This is a genomic window from Actinokineospora sp. HUAS TT18 (genome assembly GCF_051364635.1).
In the GTDB taxonomy this organism is placed as follows: Bacteria; Actinomycetota; Actinomycetes; order Mycobacteriales; family Pseudonocardiaceae; genus Actinokineospora.
Genome location: NZ_CP195645.1, coordinates 2,690,093 through 2,705,854, shown reverse-complemented (window position 1 = coordinate 2,705,854; position 15,762 = coordinate 2,690,093). Strand labels below are relative to the sequence as shown.

General features: G+C 68.8%; 18 protein-coding genes. 11 read left to right on the top strand and 7 right to left on the bottom strand.

Annotated elements, in window-relative coordinates; translation table 11 throughout:
- The first annotated feature begins 90 nt into the window (after nucleotides 1-90).
- The 5 genes from gcvT (at nucleotide 91) to ACSHT8_RS11875 (ending at nucleotide 5,085) form a co-directional block, all read left to right on the top strand.
- Entirely contained in the window at nucleotides 91-1,188 is a 1,098-nt protein-coding gene (gcvT, locus tag ACSHT8_RS11895; protein ID WP_436500584.1) for a glycine cleavage system aminomethyltransferase GcvT, read from the top strand.
- A 14-nt stretch (nucleotides 1,189-1,202) separates the two neighbouring features.
- Nucleotides 1,203-1,583, top strand: coding sequence for a glycine cleavage system protein GcvH (gene gcvH, locus ACSHT8_RS11890; RefSeq protein ID WP_436500582.1), 381 nt, complete (start codon nucleotides 1,203-1,205; stop codon nucleotides 1,581-1,583).
- Nucleotides 1,580-2,884, top strand: a complete 1,305-nt coding sequence (gene glyA / locus ACSHT8_RS11885; RefSeq protein WP_436500580.1) for a serine hydroxymethyltransferase — start codon at nucleotides 1,580-1,582, stop codon at nucleotides 2,882-2,884. Before gcvH ends, glyA begins: the two co-directional genes overlap by 4 nt.
- A 70-nt stretch (nucleotides 2,885-2,954) precedes the next feature.
- Entirely contained in the window at nucleotides 2,955-4,319 is a 1,365-nt protein-coding gene (locus ACSHT8_RS11880) for an L-serine ammonia-lyase (protein ID WP_436500579.1), read from the top strand.
- A 130-nt stretch (nucleotides 4,320-4,449) separates the two neighbouring features.
- Nucleotides 4,450-5,085: a methyltransferase domain-containing protein gene (locus ACSHT8_RS11875; protein ID WP_436500577.1), complete on the top strand. Its 636-nt coding sequence runs from the start codon at nucleotides 4,450-4,452 to the stop codon at nucleotides 5,083-5,085.
- 150 nt (nucleotides 5,086-5,235) lie between these two features.
- Here the strand turns inward: ACSHT8_RS11875 and ACSHT8_RS11870 are convergent, their stop codons facing one another.
- Nucleotides 5,236-6,192 carry a Ku protein gene (locus tag ACSHT8_RS11870; protein ID WP_436500575.1) on the bottom strand — a complete coding sequence of 319 codons (957 nt, stop codon included), beginning with the start codon at nucleotides 6,190-6,192 and terminating at the stop codon, nucleotides 5,236-5,238.
- A 166-nt stretch (nucleotides 6,193-6,358) separates the two neighbouring features.
- Here ACSHT8_RS11870 and ACSHT8_RS11865 point away from each other — a divergent pair, with 166 nt between their 5' ends.
- Nucleotides 6,359-6,646 carry a WhiB family transcriptional regulator gene (locus tag ACSHT8_RS11865; protein WP_436500573.1) on the top strand — a complete coding sequence of 96 codons (288 nt, stop codon included), beginning with the start codon at nucleotides 6,359-6,361 and terminating at the stop codon, nucleotides 6,644-6,646.
- On the opposite strand, the gene ACSHT8_RS11860 is transcribed toward ACSHT8_RS11865, so the two are convergent.
- Nucleotides 6,636-7,361 carry a SigB/SigF/SigG family RNA polymerase sigma factor gene (locus ACSHT8_RS11860; protein ID WP_436500571.1) on the bottom strand — a complete coding sequence of 242 codons (726 nt, stop codon included), beginning with the start codon at nucleotides 7,359-7,361 and terminating at the stop codon, nucleotides 6,636-6,638. The two genes, ACSHT8_RS11865 and ACSHT8_RS11860, sit on opposite strands and share 11 nt — an antisense overlap.
- A gap of 160 nt (nucleotides 7,362-7,521) precedes the next feature.
- On the opposite strand from ACSHT8_RS11860, the gene ACSHT8_RS11855 reads away from it, so the two are divergent.
- Entirely contained in the window at nucleotides 7,522-7,977 is a 456-nt protein-coding gene (locus tag ACSHT8_RS11855; protein WP_436500569.1) for a hypothetical protein, read from the top strand.
- A gap of 127 nt (nucleotides 7,978-8,104) precedes the next feature.
- On the top strand, nucleotides 8,105-9,505 hold the full coding sequence (gene lpdA, locus ACSHT8_RS11850) for a dihydrolipoyl dehydrogenase (protein ID WP_436500568.1): 1,401 nt from the start codon (nucleotides 8,105-8,107) through the stop codon (nucleotides 9,503-9,505).
- Nucleotides 9,506-9,546: 41 nt separating this feature from the next.
- On the opposite strand, the gene ACSHT8_RS11845 is transcribed toward lpdA, so the two are convergent.
- Nucleotides 9,547-10,068 carry an SRPBCC family protein gene (locus ACSHT8_RS11845; protein ID WP_436500566.1) on the bottom strand — a complete coding sequence of 174 codons (522 nt, stop codon included), beginning with the start codon at nucleotides 10,066-10,068 and terminating at the stop codon, nucleotides 9,547-9,549.
- 9 nt (nucleotides 10,069-10,077) lie between these two features.
- On the opposite strand from ACSHT8_RS11845, the gene ACSHT8_RS11840 reads away from it, so the two are divergent.
- The gene (locus tag ACSHT8_RS11840; RefSeq protein ID WP_436500564.1) at nucleotides 10,078-10,635 is read left to right on the top strand and encodes a cupin domain-containing protein; all 558 of its coding nucleotides are present in this window, start codon (nucleotides 10,078-10,080) and stop codon (nucleotides 10,633-10,635) included.
- A gap of 290 nt (nucleotides 10,636-10,925) precedes the next feature.
- On the opposite strand, the gene ACSHT8_RS11835 is transcribed toward ACSHT8_RS11840, so the two are convergent.
- Genes ACSHT8_RS11835 through ACSHT8_RS11825 form a run of 3 tightly spaced genes read right to left on the bottom strand, consistent with a single transcriptional unit; the run spans nucleotide 10,926 to nucleotide 14,527 of the window.
- Nucleotides 10,926-11,927 carry an ABC transporter ATP-binding protein gene (locus tag ACSHT8_RS11835; RefSeq protein ID WP_436500562.1) on the bottom strand — a complete coding sequence of 334 codons (1,002 nt, stop codon included), beginning with the start codon at nucleotides 11,925-11,927 and terminating at the stop codon, nucleotides 10,926-10,928.
- Entirely contained in the window at nucleotides 11,924-13,498 is a 1,575-nt protein-coding gene (locus tag ACSHT8_RS11830; protein ID WP_436500560.1) for an ABC transporter permease, read from the bottom strand. Before ACSHT8_RS11830 ends, ACSHT8_RS11835 begins: the two co-directional genes overlap by 4 nt.
- Nucleotides 13,499-14,527 carry an iron ABC transporter substrate-binding protein gene (locus ACSHT8_RS11825; protein ID WP_436500558.1) on the bottom strand — a complete coding sequence of 343 codons (1,029 nt, stop codon included), beginning with the start codon at nucleotides 14,525-14,527 and terminating at the stop codon, nucleotides 13,499-13,501.
- 157 nt (nucleotides 14,528-14,684) lie between these two features.
- Between ACSHT8_RS11825 and ACSHT8_RS11820 the strand changes: the two genes are divergently transcribed.
- Nucleotides 14,685-15,098, top strand: a complete 414-nt coding sequence (locus tag ACSHT8_RS11820; protein WP_436500556.1) for an organic hydroperoxide resistance protein — start codon at nucleotides 14,685-14,687, stop codon at nucleotides 15,096-15,098.
- 70 nt (nucleotides 15,099-15,168) lie between these two features.
- Nucleotides 15,169-15,594 carry a MarR family winged helix-turn-helix transcriptional regulator gene (locus tag ACSHT8_RS11815; protein ID WP_436500554.1) on the top strand — a complete coding sequence of 142 codons (426 nt, stop codon included), beginning with the start codon at nucleotides 15,169-15,171 and terminating at the stop codon, nucleotides 15,592-15,594.
- Here the strand turns inward: ACSHT8_RS11815 and ACSHT8_RS11810 are convergent.
- The gene (locus ACSHT8_RS11810; RefSeq protein WP_436500552.1) at nucleotides 15,591-15,758 is read right to left on the bottom strand and encodes a hypothetical protein; all 168 of its coding nucleotides are present in this window, start codon (nucleotides 15,756-15,758) and stop codon (nucleotides 15,591-15,593) included. The genes ACSHT8_RS11815 and ACSHT8_RS11810 overlap by 4 nt on opposite strands.
- Nucleotides 15,759-15,762: the final 4 nt, after the last annotated feature.

The following is a 15,762-nucleotide window of genomic DNA, read 5'->3' as shown; positions in this document are numbered from 1 at the left end:
GTTGCGCCCGCCGTGCCACGCTGCCCCCAGTCTTGTCAGCAGAATCAAATCAGCAGAGACCGCACGCGCGCCGAAGGAGACCGAACTTCCATGAGCAACCCCTCCCCGCTGCACGCGGTGCACGAGGCCCTCGGTGCCTCGTTCACCGACTTCGCAGGCTGGGCGATGCCCCTGCGCTACGGCAGCGAACTCGCCGAGCACAAGGCGGTGCGTGAGGCGTCTGGCCTGTTCGACCTCAGCCACATGGGTGAGATCGAGCTGACCGGCCCCGAGGCGGCGCGCGCCCTGGACTACGCGCTGGTCGGGCACCTGTCCAAGGTCAAGCCGGGCAAGGCCCGCTACACGATGATCTGCGACGCCGACGGCGGCGTGCTCGACGACCTGGTCGTCTACCGCATCGCCGACGACCACTTCATGGTTGTGGCCAACGCCTCCAATGCCGTAGTGGTAGCCGCCGAGCTGCGTGAGCGGGCCAAGGGCTTCGCCGTCGAGGTGAACGACCGCTCCGCCACCTGCGCGCTCATCGCCGTGCAGGGTCCGACGTCGGCCGACATCGTGCGCGCGGTCACCGGCGCCGACCTCGACAAGCTCGCCTACTACGCCAGCGTCCCGGCCACCGCCGCGGGCCACGACGTGCTGCTCGCCCGCACCGGCTACACCGGCGAGGACGGCTTCGAGCTGTACTCCGAGGACAAGCACGCCGCCGACGTGTGGGCCGCGCTGACCGAGGCCGGGCAGGACCACGGCCTGGTCCCGTGCGGGCTGGCCTGCCGCGACACCCTGCGCCTTGAGGCCGGGATGCCGCTCTACGGCAACGAGCTCAGCGTCGAGCTGACCCCGTTCGACGCCGGTCTCGGCCGCGTCGTGAAGTTCGAGAAGGGCGATTTCGTGGGCCGTGCCGCCCTCGAGACCCGCCGCGACGCCGACGTCCCCGAGAAGATCCTCGTGGGGTTGAAGAGCGAAGGCCGCCGCGCCCCCCGACACGGGTACTCCGTGGTGGACGGCGACGGCGTCGAGGTGGGTACGGTGACGTCCGGCGCCCTTTCCCCGACGCTCGGCCACCCGATCGCCATGGCGTACGTGCCCACGGCGGTCAGCACGCCCGGCACGGCCCTGGCTGTCGACATCCGTGGCACGAAGACGCCGGTCGAGGTCGTCAAGCTGCCCTTCTACAAGCGTCCCGCCTGATCAGGAGAAAGAGAATGAGCAACCCGGAGAACCTCGGCTACACCGAGGAGCACGAATGGGTCGATCTCGCTGAGGCGAGCGCGACGGTCGGTGTGACGAAGTACGCCGCCGACGCGCTCGGTGACGTGGTCTTCGTGCAGCTCCCCGAGGTCGGCGAGAAGCTCACCAAGGGCGAGCCGTGTGGCGAGATCGAGTCGACCAAGTCGGTCAGCGACCTGTTCGCCCCCGCCGACGGCGAGGTCGTGGAGATCAACGAGGCCGTCGTGGACACCCCCGAGCTGGTCAACACCGACCCGTTCGGCGACGGCTGGCTGTTCCGCATGCGCGTCGACGAGGAGCCTGAGCTGCTCGACGCCGCCGCCTACGCCGATCTCACTAAAGAGGGGGACGCATGAGCGAGCTTGCGAGCGAATCAAAGACACAGAGCACTTTCGGCCAGTCTCTCGCTGAAGTCGACCCGGACGTCGCCGCCGCGGTCAACGCCGAGCTGCACCGCCAGCAGTCGACCCTGGAGATGATCGCCTCGGAGAACTTCGCCCCGGTGGGCGTGCTCGAGGCCCAGGGCTCGGTGCTGACCAACAAGTACGCCGAGGGCTACCCGGGCCGCCGCTACTACGGCGGCTGCGAGCACGTCGACGTCGTCGAGAAGCTCGCGATCGACCGGATCAAGGCGCTCTTCGGCGCGAAGTTCGCCAACGTCCAGCCGCACTCGGGCGCGCAGGCGAACGCCGCGGCCATGTTCGCGGTCCTCAACCCCGGTGACACGATCCTGGGCCTGGACCTCGCGCACGGCGGGCACCTGACGCACGGCATGAAGATCAATTTCTCGGGCAAGCTCTACAACGTCGTCGCCTACAAGGTCGACAGCGAGACCGGCCTGGTCGACATGGCCGAGGTCGAGCGCCTCGCCCAGGAGAACAAGCCGAAGCTGATCATCGCGGGCTGGTCGGCCTACCCGCGCCAGCTCGACTTCGCCGAGTTCCGCCGCATCGCCGACTCGGTCGGCGCGCTGCTCATGGTGGACATGGCGCACTTCGCCGGTCTGGTGGCCGCGGGCCTGCACCCGAACCCGGTGCCGCACGCGCACCTGACCACCACGACCACGCACAAGACCCTCGGCGGACCCCGGGGCGGCGTGGTGCTGACCAACGACAAGGACCTGGCCAAGAAGGTCAACTCCGCGGTGTTCCCGGGCCAGCAGGGGGGCCCGCTGGAGCACGTCATCGCGGCGAAGGCGGTCTCGTTCAAGATCGCCGCGTCCGAGGAGTTCGCCGAGCGCCAGCAGCGCGTCCTGGCGGGCGCGAAGATCCTGGCCGAGCGCCTCACCCAGGCCGACTGCGCCGAGGCGGGCGTCAAGGTCCTCACCGGCGGCACCGACGTGCACCTGGTGCTGGTCGACCTGGTCAACTCGCAGCTCGACGGCCAGCAGGCCGAGGACCGGCTGCACTCGGTGGGCATCACGGTCAACCGCAACGCGGTCCCGAACGACCCGCGTCCCCCGATGGTGACCTCCGGCCTGCGCATCGGCACCCCCGCGCTGGCCACCCGCGGCTTCGACGCCGAGGACTTCGCCGAGGTCTCCGACATCATCGCGGTCGCCCTGCGGCCCGACTTCGACGAAGCGACCCAGAAGGACCTGCGCGACCGCGTGGACCTGCTGGTCAAGCGTCGCCCGCTGTACCCCGAGTTGGGCTGAACCTCAGTGTCTGCTCGGGCCGCGTGACCCGCGGCCCGAGTACGCTGGATGGAAGTTTGGAAGGATCGTCGTGGCAGTCAGCGTTTTCGATTTGTTCAGCATCGGGATCGGCCCGTCCAGCTCACACACCGTGGGTCCGATGCGGGCGGCGCTGATGTTCGTCGACGGTCTGGGAGAACGACTCACGTCGGTGACGAGGGTGCGCGCCGAGCTGTTCGGCTCGCTCGGCGCCACCGGTCACGGGCACGGCAGCGACAAGGCCGTGCTGCTGGGCTTGGAGGGCGCGCGGCCGGAGGACGTCGACACCGACTCCGTGCCGGTCCGCGTCGCCGAGATCCGTTCCACCGGCAGGCTCGTGCTGCTCGGCCGCCACGAGATCGCGTTCGCTGAGGACGACGACCTCGTCATGCACCGCCGCAAGTCGCTGCCGCTGCACCCCAACGGCATGACTTTCGCGGCGTGGGCCGGTGACGAGCTGCTGGCCACGAAGACGTACTACTCGGTCGGCGGCGGGTTCGTGCTTGACGAGACCGCGGCTGACGGCCCGGTCATCTCCGCCGACACGACTCCGGTGCCGTTCCCGTTCCGCACGGGTGCGGACTTGTTGGCTCACTGCGCCGCCAACGACTTGACGATCGCGCAGGTCATGATGCGCAACGAGTTGGTGTGGCGTTCCGAGGACGAGGTCCGGTCGGGGCTGCTCGCGATCTGGCAGGTCATGCAGGACTGCGTGGCGCGCGGGTGTGAGCAGGACGGCGTGCTGCCGGGTGGGCTGAAGGTGCCGCGGCGGGCGAAGGCGTTGCACGAGAAGCTGCTCTCGGAGGACGGCGCCGGCGACCCGTTGTATGTCATGGACTGGGTTTCGCTGTATGCGTTGGCGGTGAACGAGGAGAACGCTTCCGGTGGGCGGGTTGTCACGGCGCCGACGAATGGGGCGGCGGGGATCATTCCGGCGGTGCTGCACTACTACACGCGGTTCATCTCTGTGGCCTCTGAGGACGGTGTTGTCGACTTCCTGTTGACGGCCGCGGCTATTGGCGTGGTGTTGAAGGAGACTGGGTCGATCTCGGGGGCAGAGGTCGGGTGTCAGGGGGAGGTTGGCTCGGCGTGCGCGATGGCCGCTGCTGGGTTGACCGCGGTGCTGGGTGGGTCGGTGGCGCAGGTGGAGAACGCCGCGGAGATCGGGCTGGAGCACCATCTGGGGCTCACGTGTGATCCGGTGGGTGGGCTGGTGCAGATTCCGTGTATTGAGCGGAATGCTGTTGGGTCTACTAAGGCGATTAACGCGTCGCGGATGGCTTTGCGTGGGGATGGGACTCACGTCGTGCACCTGGACAAGGTCATCAAGACCATGCGTGAGACCGGTGCGGACATGCACACGAAGTACAAGGAGACGGCGCGCGGGGGCCTTGCTCTCAACGTCATCGAGTGCTGATCTTTGGGGAGCAGCCCACGTGTTCGGAGCGCAGTTGTACGACTCCATCGGGTCCGCATATCCGGCGACGCGGCGTACCGAACCGCGGATCGCGGCGAGGGTATGGGATGCGTTGGGGGACGCGCGGACGGTGCTGAATGTGGGGGCGGGCACCGGCTCGTACGAGCCCTCCGACCGGGACGTCACTGCGGTGGAGCCGTCGGCGGTCATGCGGGCGCAGCGTCCTGTGGGTGCGGCGCGGTGTGTGGCCGCCGCGGCGGAGAGGCTTCCGTTCGCGGACCAGTCGTTCGATGCCGCGATGGCGTTCAGCACTATTCACCACTGGCACGACCCGATCGCCGGGCTGCGTGAAATGCGGCGGGTGGCCAGGCGCGTGGTGGTGTTCACGCACGACGTCAGCGGCGACAACTGGCTTCAGCGGTTCTGGCTCATCCGCGACTATTTGCCCGAGGCCGCCGAGTTGGTGGCGGGCAGGCCCTCGGTGGACCAGTTGGCGCACGTGATCGGCGCCCGCGTGGAGTCGGTGCCCGTTCCGTGGGACTGCGCCGACGGCTTCTTCGAGGCGTACTGGCGCAGGCCCGAGGCGTACCTCGACGAACAGGTGCGCCGCGCCGTGTCGGTGTGGGCCAGGGTCGGGCCGGAGGCAGAGCAGCGGGCGGTGAGCCGCCTCCGCGACGACCTCTCCACCGGCCGTTGGGCCGAACGCAACCGCGATCTCCGCGCCCTCGAAGCGGCCGAACTCGGGCTCCGGCTGCTCGTGGCCTGACTCAGACCGCGGCGAACGCTCCTGAGACCACCAGCGCGTGTCGCGCGGGGTCAAGGTCGGCACAGTTAGCCTCGGTGCACTCCACCGCCACGGCGTCGATGATCAAGGTTCCGTGGCAGTGGGCGACATGCTCTCGACACTCCGGGCAGGTCACGAAGCCCTCCTAGGACGCGCGCCCGAGCCCTGTGCCGCCTTCACCGCCTTCTCCAGCTCGTCGCGGTTCATCTTCGAGCGGCCTTTGACGTCCAGGTCACGGGCAAGCTTGTCAAGCTCGGCCTTGCTCAGGCTAGCCAGGTCTTGCTCGGGCTCATCGGATTCCGTGCGGCGTTTCTTCCGGCTTTCCACGCTCTTGCTGAGCGCCTCGAACAGGTCGACGACCTTGGTGGGCTCGCTCGGCGCCTCCTCGGAGACGATCTCGCGGCCTTCCTTCTTGTCCTCGATGAGCTGCTCGACGCGCTGGGTGTAGGTGTCGTGGTAGTCGTCGGGCTTCCATTCCTCGCTCATCGACTCGATGAGTGAGATGGCCATGTCGAGTTCCTTGCCGCGCGCGGGGGCGATCTCGGGCATGGACTTCAGTTCCTTGGCCGGGTCGCGCAGGTCCTCGGCGAACAGCATGGTCGTCAGGATCAGCAGTTCCTCGCCCGCGCGCACGACCGTCAGGTACTCCTTGCCGCGCATGACGAACGTCGCCACACCGGCGCGATTGGACTTGCGCATCGCCTGGAGCAGGAGGCTGTAGGCGCGGCTGTATTCCTCTTTGGCCGGTGCCAGCCAGTAGGTCTTCTGGTAGTGGATCGGGTCGATCTCGTCGAGGTCGACGAAGGCGGAGATGTCGATTGTCCTGGAGCGGCCCGGCGCGATCGCGTCGAGTTCCTCCGGTTCGATGATGACGTAGTCGCCGCCGCCGATCTCGGCGCCCTTGACGATGTCGGAGTAGGCCACTTCCTTGCCGGTGCGCTCGTTGACGCGCTTGTACCGGATCCGGTCGGCGGTGCCCCGCTCGAACTGGCGGAAGCTGATCGTGTGGTCCTCGGTGGCGCCATAGAGCTCGACCGGAACCGTCACGAGCCCGAAGTTGATCGCCCCGTTCCAAATCGGCCGTGCCACGGCTGCCTCCCCGGCAGTAGTTTGTCCTGCTCACCCCAGTGTGGACCATCTTGACCCTAGTAGTCCTGTCCAAGCTGTGCCGTGGAGCACAGGGGGAGAAATCGTTTCACCCGTGCGCGGCCCGGGTAACACCCGGCATAGGAGCCGTCACGAGGGGAGCAGGACCATGAGTGAGCTTTCGCGCCTGCCAGGACCGGTCTCGGAGACGTGGGACTGGCAGCGTCAGGGTGCTTGCCGGGGGCTGGACAGCGCCTGGTTCTTCCACCCGGACGCCGAGCGGGGGCAGGCCCGCGCCGACCGCGTGCGCCACGCCAAGGAGATCTGCCAGACCTGCCCGGTCATCGTGCAGTGCCGCCACCACGCGCTGACCGTCATCGAGCCGTATGGGATCTGGGGTGGATTGGACGAGGGAGAACGCCGCGCGGCCTACGCGCGCAGGCGGGTCAGTCAGTAAGGCCCGCGCGGAGCTTGTCGAGGGTGCGGGTGAGCAGGCGGGACACGTGCATCTGGGACAGGCCGAGCCGCTCGGCGATCTGAGTCTGGGTGTCGTCGCGGATGTAGCGCAGGCCCAGGATGCGCCGTTCGCGGTCGGATAGCCGGGCGATGAGTGGACGCAGGTCCTGGGCGGTCTCCACGCCCGCCAGCGCGTCGTCGGGCCTGCTCAGCTGGGGTGATTCGGCCATCTCCGCGGTCTGATAGGCCTGACCTGCGGCGATGGCCTCGAAGACGGCGTCGAGGGGCAGGTTCAGGTGCTTGGCCAGCTCGCTGGGTGTCGGCGCGCGGCCGAGGTCGTGGGCCAGGTCGGTGCTCGCGACGCTCACGGTCCGGTGGCGTTCCTGCAGCGTGCGGGGCACGCGCAGGGCCCACGCGGTGTCGCGGAAGTACCGCCGGACCTCGCCCATGATGGTCGGCACCGCGTAGGTCAGGAAGTCGGAGCCCCGCGTCGGGTCGTACCGGTCGACGGCGTTGATGAGCCCGACCGTCGCGACCTGGACCAGGTCGTCGAGCGGGACGCCGCGGTTGCGGAAGCGCCCGGCGATGTGTTCGGCGACCTTGCGGTGGCCGGTGATGAGCTCGGCGCGCACGTCCGCGCGGCGGGGATCGGCCGGGTCGAGCGCCGCGAGGTCGGTGAACAGCGGCGCGAGGTGGCTGTATTCCGTGGTCGGCACTGGCCACACCTCAGGCGGTGGTCGGCGGTTTCGCCCACCGTAAGCACGCTGCGCGCGGCCGACAACTCGGCTGTCGAGATGTGGGTTACCCCCGATAGTGGTTGAATCCCAGCGATCCTGGGTAGTTCGTCGCGGGGACGGACACCTTGGAGGAGGGGCGTTGCGCAAAACGTTGAAGCGGACACCGAGACCACTGTGGTGTGGCCTGGACTACGGGCCCGCGCTGGTCGTGCTCGACGCCGCTGATTCCACCCCGACCGATCTGCCCGCGGGCTGGACGCCGCTGGCCGAGCGCTACCAGATCGCGTGGTGCGCGGTGGCGAACGGCGAGTCGCTGAACGTCATCGAGGACGTGCTGGAGTCGCTCGCCGACCGCTACACCCGCACGCACCTCATCGCCCACACGGCGGTCGCCGACACGGTGGCCAGGGTGGTCGCCGAGTTCCCCGACGTGGTTCGCACCGTCGTGATGGTCGGCCCCGGCTGGGCGCCCAACGCCGCGGGCGTGCGCACGGTCCGGGTCGGCGGCCACGCCCTGAGCGACACCACCGTGGTGCGCGAGGTCGCCGCCGCGGTCGAGGGCGGGCGCGCCCTGCCGCTGGCCGTGGCCCAGTAGCGGCGGCGGTTGCCCGCGGCGGCGCCGTGGGCGATATCGTCCGGACCGAGCTCGTGCCGCCTATCCAGCTGGTGCCGCCTACCCAGCGTCGGCGCGAGGTTCTGGTGGTGTGGATATCGTGGGCACCATGAGCACACATTTCGACGTCGTGGTCGTGGGGGCCGGGCCGGGCGGCTACGTGGCGGCCATCCGGGCGACGCAACTCGGGCTGAAGACCGCGATCATCGAGGAGCGCTACTGGGGTGGGGTCTGCCTCAACGTCGGCTGCATCCCGTCCAAGGCGCTGCTGCGCAACGCCGAGCTGGCCCACCTGGTCCAGCACGAGGCCAAGACCTTCGGCATCCAGGTCGACGGCACGGTCACCTTCGACTACGGAGCCGCCTACGAGCGCAGCCGCTCGGTGGCCGACGGCCGCGTCAAGGGCGTGCACTACCTGATGAAGAAGAACGGCATCACCCAGTTCCAGGGCAAGGGCACGTTCACCGACGCCAACACCATCGAGGTGGCGCTGAACGACGGCGGCACCGAGACGGTCACCTTCGCCAACGCGATCATCGCCGCGGGCGCGACGACGCGGCTGCTGCCGGGCACGTCGCTCTCGGAGCGGGTCGTGACCTACGAGGAGCAGATCCTCGCCTCCGAGCTGCCGGAGAGCATCGTCATCGCGGGCGCGGGCGCCATCGGCGTCGAGTTCGCCTACGTGCTGCACAACTACGGCGTGAAGGTCACCATCGTCGAGTTCCTCGACCGCATGGTGCCGCTGGAGGACGAAGAGGTCTCCAAGGAACTGGCCCGCCGGTACAAGCGGCTGGGCATCGAGGTCCTCACCGGCACCCGCGTCGAGTCCATCGACGACACGGGCGCGAAGGTCCGGGTCACGGTGTCCAAGGGCGGCCAGGAGAAGGTCCTGGAGGCCGACAAGGTCCTCCAGGCCATCGGCTTCGCCCCGCGCGTCGAGGGCTACGGCCTGGAGCGCACGGGCGTCAAGCTCACCGAGCGCGGCGCCATCGACATCGACGGCCGCTGCCGCACCTCGGTGCCGCACATCTACGCCATCGGCGATGTCACGGCCAAGCTGATGCTGGCCCACGCCGCCGAGTCCATGGGTGTCATCGCCGCGGAGACCATCGCCGACGTCGAGACCATGGAACTCGACTACGTGATGATCCCGCGCGCGACCTACTGCCAGCCGCAGATCGCGAGCTTCGGCTACACCGAGGCCCAGGCCCGCGAGAAGGGCTACGACGTCGAGGTCGCCAAGTTCCCCTTCACCGCGAACGGCAAGGCCCACGGCCTGGCCGACCCGGTGGGCTTCGTCAAGCTCATCAGCGACAAGAAGTACGGCGAACTGCTCGGCGGGCACCTGATCGGCCCTGAGGTGACCGAGCTGCTGCCGGAGCTGACCTTGGCGCAGCAGTGGGACTTGACGGTGCACGAGATGGCCCGCAACGTCCACGCCCACCCGACGCTGGGTGAGGCGGTCAAGGAGGCCATCCACGGCCTCGCCGGACACATGATCAATATGTGATCTCCCGGGGCCGGCCCGCGGGCCGGCCCCGTGCGGGAGTCCTACGTGGACATCAGGCTGGGGACCGCCCAGCCCATGTGCTTGGACATCGCGGCCAGCGTGCTGGTCATGTTCTCCCGCAACATCCGGGCCCGCCCCTCGATGATGGCGTCCGCGTGCTCGGGGAACTCGGCGGCCTTCGTCACCAGGTGGCTGCCACCGGCACCGTGGGCGAACGAGTGCCGGATGAGGGTGCCGCCACTGGGCAGCGGCTCCAACTCGTAGCTCCAAGTGGACGACGGCTGGTCGGTGCCCTCATCGAGCCCGCGCACCACCCACGTCACCTTGTTGTTCTCCGCGATGGCCACGATCTCGCCCGTGACATCCCAGGACCAGTCGCCCATCTTGTTCGTCGCCTCGAACTGCGTACCCGGCTCGATCCGTGCCTCGTCCCGCCACGCGGCGTGGACGCACTCCGGGCTCCAGGTGGCCATACGCGGGATGTCCGAAAGGACTGCCCACACGTCGGCGGCCTCGGCCAGGACGGGGAATTCGACCGTGATCTGCATCTCGGTGATCTTCACTCTGTGAGTATGCCTAGGATCGGGGTCGGAAACCATGAAATCGAGGGAGGTCGTGTGTCTTTCATAGGTACCCACTCGGCGGCTCAAACGGCCACTCCATACACAGCGGAGACCGGCCAGGTCAGCGGCGTGTTCCGACCGGTCGACGCCGCAGATGCGCTGGTCAGGCCGTTGACGACAGCCCGGTTCGTCGCGCCGGGGTCGGTCACGGATGGCAAGTTCGGCCTGTTTCGGTGGGAGATGGCGCCACAGGCGGGCGGCCCTGGGGCGCATTTCCACCGCACTTTCTCGGAATCTTTCTTCGTTATTGCGGGCACGGTGCGGCTGTTCAATGGGGAACAGTGGGTGGACGCGACGGCGGGCGACTTCCTGTACGTCCCCGAGGGCGGCATCCACGCCTTCCGCAACGACTCGGACGAGTCCGCCGACATGTTGATCTTGTTCGCGCCTGGGCCGCCCCGGGAGAAGTACTTCCAGGAGTTGGCGGAGGTGGCGGACAAGGGCCTGCAGCTGAGCGCGGAGGAGTGGAAGGACTTGTTCGCCAGGCACGACCAGTACATGGTGTAGCCCCCCAACCCACGCCACCCAACGCAACGGCCCCCTACGCACCCCAACCACAACAAGACCGGGGCAGCTCAAAGAACGACGATGCAGATCCCTGCTTTGGGGACCGAAGGTCCCTGCACTTCCCCTGCACGAGGGAGCGGCCCGCATGTCGGCCTCCGCTCGAGCCAGCTCTAACGATGGGCTCTGCGCTAGCAGGAATGGGTGGGGTCAGCGGTAGCAGACGAGCCAGGACGGGGTGCGGAGGGGGACTGGGTCCGTGGTGGGTCTAGTGCCGTTGCCTGCCAGCGGTTTCAGTTTGGGTAGAAGCGTGCCGTTCCGGTTATGGCGATGTGGACGTTGTCGCCCTCAGTCACTTTTAGTGGTGCCGGGACGCGGGAGATCAGGGTTAGGTCGCCTGCTCTCAAAGTGATTGTTGCGTCGTGGCCGTGGAAGCTGGTGCGCAGGACCCTTGCCGCCACGCCGGTTCCGTTGGTGCTTGGGAGTAGTTGTTCTGGGCGGAGCATCACTGTGCCTGGTCCAGATGCCCCGTCGGTGAGGTCGATCCTCCCCAGTGTGCTCTCCGCCGAGTGTCCTGATGCGACTGCAGGCAGCAGGACCGCCTCACCGACAAACGTAGCCACCGCCAAATCAACAGGTCGCGCATAGACCTCTTCCGGCAGCCCCGCCTGCACAACCAGACCGTCCCGCATCACCGCGACCAAGTCCGCCATCGAGAGGGCTTCGTCCTGGTCGTGTGTCACCAGCAACGCCGTCGTCCCCGCGGCCCGCAGCACCCGTCGGACATCCGCCCGGAGATCGGCGCGCAAACCGGCGTCCAGAGCCGAGAATGGCTCGTCCAAAAGAACCAGATCAGGGCGGGGTGCCAGCGCCCGGGCCAAAGCGACCCGTTGCTGTTGGCCGCCGGATAGTTCAGCCGGCCGCCGCTTGGCATAGCCGTCCAGGCCGATCAGGGTGAGCATTTCCTCGACCCGTGCCTCCCGGCCTGCGCGCGGCAACCCATAGCCGACGTTCGCGCCAACAGAAAGATGCGGGAAGAGCGCCCCTTCCTGGGGAACAATCGTGGCCCTCCGGCGCTCCGGTGAAACGCTGGTGACGTCCCGCCCACCCAAGTAGACAGTGCCGCCGTCCGGGCGCAGGAAGCCGGCGACGACCCGCAGCAGCGTCGTCTTCCCGCAGCCCGAAGGCCCCAGAACCGCGGCCAGGGAACCAGAAGGAACCGTCAGGTCAACCCCGCGCAGCACCCGAGTCTCGCCATATCCGGCGGTCAGGGCCGTGATCGTCAGCTCGGTCACGATTGCGCTCCTCGGGTCGCTGATTCCAAGACTGCTTCCTCCGGTCGACGTCCAGACCTGAACACCGATATCTCAAGCAGGATGGCCGGGACAGCTGACACCGCCACCAGCAGTGCCGCGTACGGCGCGGCTTCGGCGAAGGCGGAGATCCCGGTCTTCGTCCAGAGGGCCGTGGCCAGGGTGTCGGCGCCGGTGGGGCGCAGCAGCAAGGTGGCGGGCAGTTCCTTCGCGCACGTGATGAAGACCAAGGCGGCGCCCGCGGCGATTCCCGGGGTGGCCAAGGGCAGGGTGACGGTGCCGAAGACGCTCACCCGGCCTCGGCCCAGCGAGCGTGCGACGTCCTCGACCCCGGCGGGAGCCGAGGCGACCGCCGTCCGGACGGAGCTGATCGCGATGGGCAGGAAGAGGGCCGCATAGCCCAGGACCAGCAGCGGAGTCTCCTGGTACCAAGGCTGGGCGAACCGGACACCGAAGAACACCAGGGCCAGTGCGACCGTGATACCGGGGAGCGCGTGTCCGGCGTACGCCGCCAGTTCGACCGCGCGGACCGGGCGGGACGAGTGTCGGGCGGCCAGGAAGCCGACGGGCACCGCCAAGACGATCGTCGCCAGAGCACCTAGCGCGGCGAACTGGATGGTGGTGAAGGTGGTCTCCGCCAGGGCGGCGCCGTCGAAGGCGGAGCGGCCCGCGCCCAGCCACCGGATCAGGGCCCCGATGGGGGCGCCCAGGGACACGGCCACGATGGCGGCGAGGCCCAACAGCACGGGGGCGCTCGCGCGGCGCAGGCGGACCGGTTCGGGCTGGCGGGCGACGCCGGGGCCGAGGCGGGCCGCGGTCGTGCCGCGCATCCTGGCCTCGGCCAGGGCAAGCAGGATCGCCAGGACCACCAGCACGACACCGATCACGGCGGCGGGGGTGCGGTCGAAGCTGCCCGCGTACGCGGTCTGGATGCCCAGGGTGAAGGTCTCGTAGCGCAGCAGGGAGACCGCGCCGAAGTCGTGCAGGACGTACAGGGCCACCAGGAGGCCGCCCGCGAGCGCCGACGGCCAGATGCGGGGGAGGGTCACCCGGGCGAACGTCCGCCACGGGCCGTGGCCCAGCGACCGGGAGACCTCCTCCAGCGCCGGATCGGCCGACCGCAGGGCCGCGGCGACCGGGAGCAGGACCAGCGGAAGGTTCGCCGTGGTCAACGCCAGCCAGGCGCCCGCGAAGCCGACCACGTCCATCGACAGCCACGCGAAACCGGCGACATACGACGGCACCGCCAGCGGCAGCACCAGCAGGACCGTCCACACCCGCCGCAGGGGCAGTGCCGTCCGGGTGACCGCCCACGCCGCCGCCGTGCCCAGGGCGACCGCGCTCACCGCGACCGCGAGCAGCAGCCCCACCGTGTTGACCGTCAGTTCCGCCGTCCGCGACCGGACAGCGATGGACCAGAAGACGTCCCAGCCCTGGTCGGTGGCGCGCAGCACCAGGTAGACCAGCGGCAGGACCGCCACGACCACGGCCGGGATCGCCGCGAGCAGCCAACCGGTGGCTCGCGGCGTTCCCGGGACGCGGGTCGCGCGCATCTACAGGAGCCCGACCTGACGCAGCATGTCCGCCGTCTTCGGCAGCGACTGGAGGTCGGACAGCTTCAGGTTCGGCGGCTGCAGCTCGTTGAGCGGCACGAGCTTGTGCTCGGTCGAGGTGACGCCCGCGCGCACCGGGTACTCGGCGGTCTTGTCCGCGAAGTACTGCTGGGACTCCGCCGACATCAGGAACTCGGCGAACTTGTTGGCCAGGTCCTTGTTCTTGCTGGACTTCAGCACGCCGACACCCGCGGCGTTGACCAGCGAACCGGGGTCGTCGCCCTTGATGTAGTGCAGCTTGGCGTGCATCTTGTCGATGCCGACCTGGTGGGCCTTCTCGAACCAGTAGTAGTGGTTCGACAGGCCGAGCTCCAGCTTGCCCTCGTCGACGGCGTCGCGGATCTTCAGGTTGTTCTCGAACTTCTGCGGCTCGTTGGCCTTGAACTTCTCCAGCCACGCCTTCGCGCCGTCCTCGCCGCGCAGCACGCGGATGGCGGTGACGAACGCCTGCCACGACGCGTTCGACGGGGCGAAGCCGACCTTGCCCTTCCACTTCGGGTCGAGCAGGTCGTCGATGCCCTTGGGCAGGTCGGCCTCGGTGACCTTGTCGGGGTCGTAGACGACCACGCGGGTCCGCAGCGACGTGGCGACCCAGTTGCCCTCCGCGGACCGCCACTGCGGGGCGGCGGCGTCCAGCACGCCCTGCGGGAGCTTGTCGAGCCTGCCCGCGGACTCCAGCGCGCCCAGGGCGCCCGCGTCCTGGGAGAAGAACACGTCGGCGGGGGAGCCGTCGCCCTCCTCGGAGATCTGGCCCGCGAGCGCGGCGGTGTCGCCGTAGCGGACCTCGACCTTGGCGCCGATGGTCTTCTCCGCCTTGTCCAGCAGCGGCTTGACCAGGCCCTCGTTGCGGCCGGAGTACACGGTCAGCTTCGGCCCGTCGCCGGCGTCGCTGCCGCAGGCCGCGAGCGTCGTCGCGGTGAGCAGGGCGGCCAGGATCGCCGCCGCGAGCCGGGTCGTTCGGAGGTGCATCGCTGCTCCCAATCCAGAGGACGAAGGGTGAGGTGAGGCTAACCTTCCATATCCTAGTTCACCTCATCCGGTGGCGGTGGTATGCGCCACACGTGGTTGTGCACAATTTAGTTGTGCACTACCGTTCGGGTTATCGACTTCTGACCTGGAGGATTCAGTGCAGACTCTCTACGAGGCGAAGGCCATCGCGACGGGTTCCGGCCGGGGCGGCCACGTTCGTTCGTCCGACGGCGTCCTCGACAACCCGCTCGCCATCCCCACCAGCCTCGGCGGCCCTGGCGGCGCCACCAACCCCGAGCAGCTCTTCGCCGCGGGCTACGCCGCGTGCTTCCACAGCGCGCTGCAGCTCGTCGCCCGTCAGGCCAAGGTTCGGGTCGACGGCTCGCAGGTCGCCGCGGTCGTCCAGCTCGGCGCGATCGAGGGCGGCTACGGCCTCGGCGTGAAGCTGGAGGTCTCGGTGCCCGAGGTCGAGCGGTCCACGGTGGACGGACTCGTCGAGGCGGCCCACAAGGTGTGCCCGTATTCCAACGCGACGCGTGGGAACATCGATGTCGAGCTAGTCGTCGTCTGACCGACGGTTCCACGCGTGGGAACATCGACATCGAGCTAGTCGTCTGATTGGGGTAGGTGTAAGGAGTCCGATGGCCGACCCGTTGGCGCTGGAGCAGCAGCTCTGCTTCGCCCTCTACACCGCGTCGCGCGCGCTGACGGGCCGCTATCGGCCCCTGCTCGACGACCTCGGCCTGACCTACCCGCAGTACCTGGTGATGCTCGCCCTGCTCGACCGGGGCCCGCTCACCGTCAAGGACCTCGGCCAGGCGCTGCAGCTCGACTCGGGCACGCTGTCGCCCCTGCTCAAGCGCATGGAGTCGGCGGGCATCCTGCGCCGCACGCGCGGGACCGCCGACGAGCGCAGCGTGCTGGTCGAGCTGACCACCGAGGGCGAGGCCCTGCGCGCCCCGATCCGGGAGCTGCCGCGCACTGTGTTCCGCGAGCTGGACACGCCGCTGGAGGACCTGATCGATCTGCACTCCCGGCTGACGGCGTTTCTCGCGAAGGTGTCTTAGCCTTCGGCGCGTTCTTTCGCGTCGTAGGCGAGGTCGGCGTAGTCCGGGGCCGGTTCGGTCTCGTTGAGCGGCACCAGTTCGCTCGGCGCGACTCGGCGGGGGAGCGACCCGAAGCGCGCGTACCGCAGGAACGCGTACTCCTCGTCGGTGAACTTCTCGGTCATGCGA